Genomic DNA, 7,456 nt, shown 5'->3' on the forward strand with positions numbered 1-7,456 from the left:
CCGAGAGTGACAGCCACGCCCCAACGGGGGACAGGCGAAGGATGGCCACAACGTGAACGCGGCCGCCGATGCCGGGTCACGGGCCGGATTCCCGCTCGATAAAATGCAGCTCTTCTGTTTGTTTGCCGGGACTCGCGCCTTAGGGTCACCCCGAACCCGGGCTTCCGCGAAGGGCGTACGAGCATGCAGGGCACGATCGACGGTTTCAGCTACGGAGCGGTGACGCCCGTCGCGGCCTTCCTCATGGCCTGCCTCGGCGCGGCCCTCGGACTGCGTTGCACGAACCGTTCGCTGCGCACCGAGCGTTCCTTCAAAGCAGGCTGGCTGGCCCTCGGTGCGACGTCCATCGGCTCCGGCATATGGACGATGCACTTCATCGCGATGATGGGCTTCTCCGTCGACGGGGTGACCATCGGCTACGACAAGCCGATCACCTTCGCCAGTCTCGCGGTCGCCGTCGGCATGGTCGGCGTCGGCATCTTCATCGTCGGATACCGCGGCGCCACCAGAATGGCCCTGGTGACGGGCGGCACCATCACCGGACTCGGCGTGGCCACCATGCACTACCTGGGCATGGCCGGAATATGTCTCGAAGGACAGCTCGAGTACGACACGTTCACCGTGGCCCTCTCCGTCGTCATCGCCGTGGTCGCCGCCACGACCGCGCTCTGGGCGGCCGTCTCCATCAACGGGTTCCTGCCCAGTCTCGGGGCCAGCGTCGTCATGGGCGTCGCGGTGAGCGGCATGCACTACACCGGCATGGCCGCGCTCAGCGTCCACCTGCACCCCGGCGCCCTTCCCGACAACACTCCGGCCGACGGGGCGACCGCACCGCTCGTGCCGCTGCTGATCGGCCCCGGCTGCTTCCTGCTCCTCGCCGCGGTGGTCGTGATGTTCGATCCGCTGATGGTGATGGGCACCCCCGACTGGAACGACCCCAGGGCCCTGAAAGGGGTCGGCCGACCGGCCGGAATCCCGGCCCAGCGGCAGGTGCCGCGGTTCGGAACGCATGCCGACCCGGCGTCGTTCCACTCCCGGCCGCGCGACCCCGCGCCGCCGGGAGAATGGTGACCCCGGCCCGGTACGCCGGCTGACCCGGCCCGGTTGTCAGTGGCGGGTCGTACGGTGGTTCCATGCGGCCCGTTTCGAAGATCGAACGTTCGGTGGCGCCTTTCGAGGTCGTCAGTCCCTACCAGCCCAGCGGCGACCAGCCCGCGGCCATCGCCGAGCTGGAGCGGCGCATCCGCGCGGACGAGAAGGACGTCGTCCTGCTCGGCGCGACCGGCACCGGTAAATCGGCGACCACCGCGTGGATGATCGAGAAGCTGCAGCGCCCCACGCTCGTGATGGCGCCGAACAAGACGCTCGCCGCCCAGCTGGCGAACGAGTTCCGCGAGCTGCTGCCCAACAACGCCGTCGAGTACTTCGTCTCGTACTACGACTACTACCAGCCCGAGGCGTACGTCCCGCAGTCGGACACCTACATCGAGAAGGACTCCTCGATCAACGAGGAGGTCGAGCGGCTGCGCCACTCCGCGACGAATTCGCTGCTCACCCGGCGCGACGTCATCGTGGTCGCGTCCGTCTCCTGCATCTACGGCCTCGGCACGCCCCAGGAGTACGTGGACCGGATGGTCCAGCTCAAGGTCGGCGACGAGATCGACCGGGACCAGCTGCTGCGCCGTTTCGTCGAGATCCAGTACACCCGCAACGACCTCGCGTTCACCCGGGGCACCTTCCGGGTCCGCGGCGACACCATCGAGATCTTCCCGGTCTACGAGGAGCTCGCCGTCCGCATCGAGATGTTCGGCGACGAGATCGAGGCGCTCTCCACCCTCCACCCGCTCACCGGCGAGGTGATCAGCGAGGACCAGTCCCTCCATGTCTTCCCCGCCAGCCACTACGTCGCGGGCCCCGAGCGCATGGAGAAGGCGGTCAGCGGCATCGAGCAGGAACTGGAGCAGCGCCTCGCCGAGCTGGAGAAGCAGGGCAAGATGCTGGAGGCCCAGCGGCTGCGGATGCGCACCACGTACGACATCGAGATGCTCCGGCAGATCGGCACCTGCTCCGGTGTCGAGAACTACTCGATGCACTTCGACGGCCGCTCGCCCGGCACCGCCCCCAACACCCTCCTCGACTACTTCCCCGAGGACTTCCTCCTCGTCCTCGACGAGTCGCATGTCACCGTGCCGCAGATCGGCGCGATGTACGAGGGCGACGCCTCCCGCAAGCGCACCCTCGTCGACCACGGCTTCCGGCTCCCCTCCGCGCTCGACAACCGCCCGCTGAAGTGGGAGGAGTTCCTGAGCCGGATCGACCAGACCGTCTACCTCTCCGCCACCCCCGGGAAGTACGAGCTGTCCCGGGGCGACGGCTTCGTGGAGCAGATCATCCGCCCCACCGGCCTCGTCGACCCGGAGGTGGTCGTCAAGCCCACCGAGGGCCAGATCGACGACCTGGTGCACGAGATCCGCACGCGCGCCGAGAAGGACGAGCGGGTCCTGGTCACCACCCTCACCAAGAAGATGGCCGAGGACCTCACCGACTACTTCCTGGAGCTCGGCATCCAGGTCCGCTATCTGCACAGCGACGTCGACACGCTGCGCCGCATCGAGCTGCTGCGCGAGCTGCGCTCCGGTGAGTACGACGTACTGGTCGGCATCAACCTCCTGCGCGAGGGTCTCGACCTGCCCGAGGTGTCGCTCGTCGCCATCCTCGACGCGGACAAGCAGGGCTTCCTGCGCTCGGGGACGTCCCTGATCCAGACCATCGGGCGAGCCGCCCGAAACGTCTCGGGACAGGTCCACATGTACGCGGACAAGATCACCCCGGCGATGGCGCAGGCCATCGACGAGACCAATCGCCGCCGCGAGAAGCAGATCGCCTACAACACCGAGCGCGGCCTCGATCCGCAGCCGCTGCGGAAGAAGATCAACGACATCGTCGCGACGATCGCCCGCGAGGAGGTCGACACCGAGCAGCTGCTCGGCACCGGCTACCGCCAGGCCAAGGGCGCCAAGGCGCCCGTTCCCGCGCTGGGCACCAAATCGGCCGGGTCCAAGAAGGCCAGGAGCGGCGGCGAAGCGGTCACCGACCGGCCCGCCACCGAACTCGCGGGAATCATCGAGGAGATGACCGACCGGATGCGGGCGGCCGCCGCGGACCTCCAGTTCGAGGTGGCGGCGCGACTGCGCGACGAGGTCGGGGAGTTGAAGAAGGAGCTGCGCCAGATGCGGGAAGCGGGTCTCGCCTGAGCCCGCCGCACCTGGTGTGTTGCAGGACCGACACGAAACGGCCCCGAACGGTCGCGCCACCGGCGTGACTGCGTAGGGTTCTGGGAAACCGCGCACGGACGGTTGCGGGGAAAGCGGAGAGGGGACAGCGCGTGACGGTCAATATGACCAAGGGTCAGGCCATCAGCCTGCAGAAGAGCGACGGGGGGACCCTGACCGCGGTGCGGATGGGGCTCGGCTGGCAGGCGGCGCCGCGCCGGGGCCTGTTCGGTTCACGTACACGGGAGATCGACCTCGACGCATCGGCGGTGCTCTTCGCCGACAAGCAGCCGGTCGACGTGGTCTTCTTCCGCCACCTCGTCAGTGACGACGGCTCGGTCAAGCACACCGGGGACAACCTGGTCGGCGGCGCCGGTTCCGGTGGCGACGACGAGGCGATCCTCGTCGACCTGCAGCGGGTGCCGGTCCACATCGACCAGATCGTCTTCACGGTGAACTCCTTCACCGGCCAGACGTTCCAGGAGGTGCAGAACGCCTTCTGCCGCATCGTCGACGAGACCAACGGCCAGGAGCTCGCCCGCTACACGCTGGACGGCGGCGGGCAGTACACCGCCCAGATCATGGCGAAGGTGCACCGCTCGGGGAACGGGTGGCAGATGACCGCCCTCGGCAACCCGGCCAACGGCCGCACCTTCCAGGACCTGATGCCGGCGATCCTGCCGCAGCTGTAGGCGGAGCCCGACCAAGGAGGGCACTGAAGATCTTCAGCACCCTCCGAGCCGGTACACATCGGTACCCGCAGCTCCCGGAGGCATCGGCCGCCGGGAGCTGCACCACATGGCGCCGCACCACACAGCGCCGCAGCGCGCGCGGCGCGCCACGCAGCAGCGACTCGTCGAGGGGAACAGGGCAATGACGGCCGAGCTGGTCCGGGGGCAGAACCACACCTTGCCCCAGACCCGTCTGGAGATCCGGGTTTCGGCCGGCACGCCCGTCGTGGCCGGTGCCACGCTCGGTGACGAGAACGGCACGGTGCACGGCACCGAATGGATCGCCCACCCGGGATCGCCCCAGCTCCCCGGGCTCGAAGTGTCCAAACAGGCCGCCGCCGACCACCGGCTCGCCGTGGACCTCGACGCCCTGCCCGCCTCGGTGCACCGGGTCACCGTGCTGCTGGCCCTGCCGACGGGGGCCGGCGGCCCGGTCCGGTTCGGCGCGGTCGCCTCCCCGTTCATCGCCGTCACCGGGCTCGACGGCGCCGAGATCGCCACCTTCACCCTCACCGGCCTGGACACCGAATCCGCGGTCGCGGCCCTGGAGCTCTACCGCCGCCAGGGCGCCTGGAAGGTACGCGCCGTCGGCCAGGGCTACGCGGGCGGCCTCGACGCCATGCTCGCCGACCAGGGCCTGCCCCGGGCCGCCGAGCTGGCTCGCTCGATCCAGGACGCGGTCACCCGGGCGACGGCCCGCTCGGTCACCCCGCCCCCGCCGCGCACCCCGGACGCCGACCGGGTCGGATCCGGCACCGGCCCCGTACCGCCCCCGGACGGCCGCCGGCCCGCCGCCCAGCCGCCCGAGCCGCTCACGGAGCCCGCCACCCCGCCGCCCGCCGCCCCGACCGGCGGTCCCATCAACTACGCGCACCCGCGCCGCCAGGCCGCCGCACCCCCGCCGCCCCCTCCCACCGCGCCGCCCGCCGAGCCGGGCCGCCCCGCACAGCCCGTGGCTGGGGACGCGACCGGCTGGTCCATGGACGAGCGCCTCTACAACCAGATCTGGGGCATGTTCGAGGATCTGGCCCGCACCGCCGCCGCCTACCGCAGCGCCGTCGACTTCGCCGAGTCCCGCATGGAACAGGAGCTCGACCGCGCCCTGTCCGACCCGCGCAGCCGGATCGGCGGCGCGGGGGACCGGGCCCGCGAGGAGGCCCGTGCCAAGCGCGACGAGCTGACCTCCCGGGCCCGCGAGGCCCTCGACCGCGATCTCGCCCAGCTCGTGGCCGAGGCCGCCGTGGTGGAGCCCGCGCTGCCCGCCGCGTTCGCGGGCTGGGACAACCCCGTCTGGCACGCCTACCGCGTTCCGATGGAGATCCCCATGGCGCTGCGCGTCGGCGACCTCCACCTGCCCGAGAACCCCGGCCTGCACATCCCGCTGCTGGTCCGGCTGCCGCTGGAGCGCGGGATCTGGATCGACAGCGGCCGCACGGCGTCCGAGGCCGCGGCCCTGATGGACGGCGCCCGGCTGCGCGGCCTCGCCATGGAGAGCGCGGTCGCGCACGCGGCCCGGCTGCTGGCCGTCTACCCGGCCGACGAGTTCTCGGTCCATGTCATCGACCCCGCGGGCTCGGCGGCCGGGGCGCTCGCCCCCCTGGTCCGGTCCGGGGTGCTCGCCGGGCCGCCCGCCTCCGGAGCCGGGGGCGTGGCCTCGGTCCTCGCCCGTCTCACCCGGCGCGTCGACCTGGTGCAGATGGCGATCCGGGCCGGCGCCGCCGACTCGCTTCCGCCGGACGTGGACACGGGCGAGCAGTTGCTGATCGTCAACGACTTCCCGCACGGCTTCGACGACCGGTCCGTCACCCAGCTGCGCTACCTCGCCGACGAGGGGCCCTCGGTCGGCGTCCATCTGATGATGGTCGCGGACCGGGAGGACGCCAGCGCGTACGGGCCGGTGCTCGACCCGCTGTGGCGCTCGCTGCTCCGGCTCACCCCGGTCGCCGACGACCACCTGGCCGATCCCTGGGTGGGGCACGCCTGGACGTACGAGCCGCCGCGGATGCCGCCGGGGAGCCGCGTTCTGGAGCAGGTGCTCGCCGGGGTGGCCGCGGCCCGGCGCCCCCGGCGTCCCTGAGTCTGGCGTACCGGCATGCATCCGGGCCGGGCACACCGGCACCGACCCCACACCACTCCGACCTGCGCTTTTGAATGATCTTTACCCTCCCCTTTACCTTTCCTTGGTGCTCCCTGTACTGTTCTTTGGGCGGAGGGGAGTACTCCCATACGCGGCGTTCCCGTCAATACGGACCGTGACCGGTCCCGGGGCGCCGGCCCGTGGCGCGCATCCCGTGCGCCCGGGTGGAAGAGACCTCCGGCAGCGACGACGCTGATCAGTAGCCGTAGCGAACTGCCGGAGGCGCAGTGGACGTTTCATGGACCCTCTGGGTGCTGACCATTCTTGGTCTGTCAGCCCTTATCGCCGTCGACTTCTTCATCGGGCGCAAGCCCCATGACGTGACGACCAAGGAAGCCGGAATCTGGACGATCGTCTGGATCGCGCTGGCCGCCCTCTTCGGGCTCGGCCTGCTGCTCTTCGGCGAGAGCCAGGCATCGGGCGAGTTCTTCGCCGGCTTCATCACCGAGAAGTCGCTCAGTGTCGACAACCTCTTCGTCTTCGTCCTGATCATGGCGAAGTTCTCGGTCCCCTCGCACCTCCAGCAACGGGTACTGCTGGTCGGTGTGCTGATCGCGCTGGTGCTGCGGGCGATCTTCATCGCCGCCGGCGCCGCCGTGATCGCCAACTTCTCGTGGGTCTTCTACATCTTCGGCGCGTTCCTGATCTACACCGCCTGGAAGCTCATCCAGGAGGCGCGGGCCGACGAGGAAGAGGAGGAGTTCGAGGAGAACCGCCTCCTCAAGACGATCGAGCGCCGCTTCGGGGTGGCCGACCGCTACCACGGCACCAAGCTCTTCATCCGGAACAACGGCAAGCGCGTCCTGACACCGCTGATGGTCGTCATGCTCGCCATCGGCACCACCGATGTGCTGTTCGCCCTGGACTCCATCCCCGCGATCTTCGGTCTGACCCAGGACCCGTACATCGTCTTCACCGCCAACGCCTTCGCCCTGATGGGGCTGCGGCAGCTGTACTTCCTGATCGGCGGGCTGCTGAAGAAGCTGGTCCACCTCAGCTACGGGCTCTCGGTCATTCTCGGCTTCATCGGGGTGAAGCTGGTGCTGCACGCGCTGCACGAGTCCGGGGTGCACGTCCCCGAGATCTCCATCCCGGTGTCGCTCGGCGTCATCTGCGGCGTGCTGGTGATCACCACGATCACCAGCCTCGTCGCCAACAAGAAGCAGGCCCGGACGGAGTCGGTCGAGGACGAGGCCGCCGGCAAGGGCGCAGGCATCGACGCCTGATCGCGGCGGACGGCCCGGCGGCCGTCCGCCCGGACGGCAACCGGCACCGGGGGGGGGGGGGGGGAGGGTGGGGGGGGGGGCGGGGGGGGG

The 7,456-nt window shown here is 70.2% G+C and carries 5 protein-coding genes; all 5 read left to right on the forward strand.

Annotated elements, in window-relative coordinates:
• Window positions 1-183 precede the first annotated feature (183 nt).
• The 5 genes from ACFVX4_RS16555 (at window position 184) to ACFVX4_RS16575 (ending at window position 7,366) form a co-directional block, all read left to right on the forward strand.
• A complete protein-coding gene (locus tag ACFVX4_RS16555) occupies window positions 184-1,071 on the forward strand; it encodes an MHYT domain-containing protein (RefSeq protein WP_389977177.1) in 888 nt (295 codons plus the stop codon).
• Window positions 1,072-1,133: 62 nt separating this feature from the next.
• Entirely contained in the window at window positions 1,134-3,254 is a 2,121-nt protein-coding gene (uvrB, locus tag ACFVX4_RS16560; RefSeq protein ID WP_389977180.1) for an excinuclease ABC subunit UvrB, read from the forward strand.
• Window positions 3,255-3,385: 131 nt separating this feature from the next.
• Complete coding sequence (locus ACFVX4_RS16565; protein ID WP_389977183.1) at window positions 3,386-3,964, forward strand: TerD family protein; 579 nt, start codon at window positions 3,386-3,388, stop codon at window positions 3,962-3,964.
• 181 nt (window positions 3,965-4,145) lie between these two features.
• The gene (locus ACFVX4_RS16570; protein WP_389977578.1) at window positions 4,146-6,080 is read left to right on the forward strand and encodes a TerD family protein; all 1,935 of its coding nucleotides are present in this window, start codon (window positions 4,146-4,148) and stop codon (window positions 6,078-6,080) included.
• 287 nt (window positions 6,081-6,367) lie between these two features.
• Complete coding sequence (locus tag ACFVX4_RS16575) at window positions 6,368-7,366, forward strand: TerC family protein (RefSeq protein ID WP_389977186.1); 999 nt, start codon at window positions 6,368-6,370, stop codon at window positions 7,364-7,366.
• Window positions 7,367-7,456: the final 90 nt, after the last annotated feature.

It is taken from the genome of Streptomyces sp. NPDC058240, from assembly GCF_042882135.1.
Lineage (GTDB): Bacteria > Actinomycetota > Actinomycetes > Streptomycetales > Streptomycetaceae > Streptomyces.

Excerpts from the sequence above, each read along its gene's own strand:
- ACFVX4_RS16570 (WP_389977578.1), top strand. The coding sequence starts at position 4,146 with ATGACGGCCGAGCTGGTCCGGGGGCAGAACCACACCTTGCCCCAGACC.
- uvrB (WP_389977180.1), top strand. The coding sequence starts at position 1,134 with ATGCGGCCCGTTTCGAAGATCGAACGTTCGGTGGCGCCTTTCGAGGTC.
- ACFVX4_RS16555 (WP_389977177.1), top strand. The coding sequence starts at position 184 with ATGCAGGGCACGATCGACGGTTTCAGCTACGGAGCGGTGACGCCCGTC.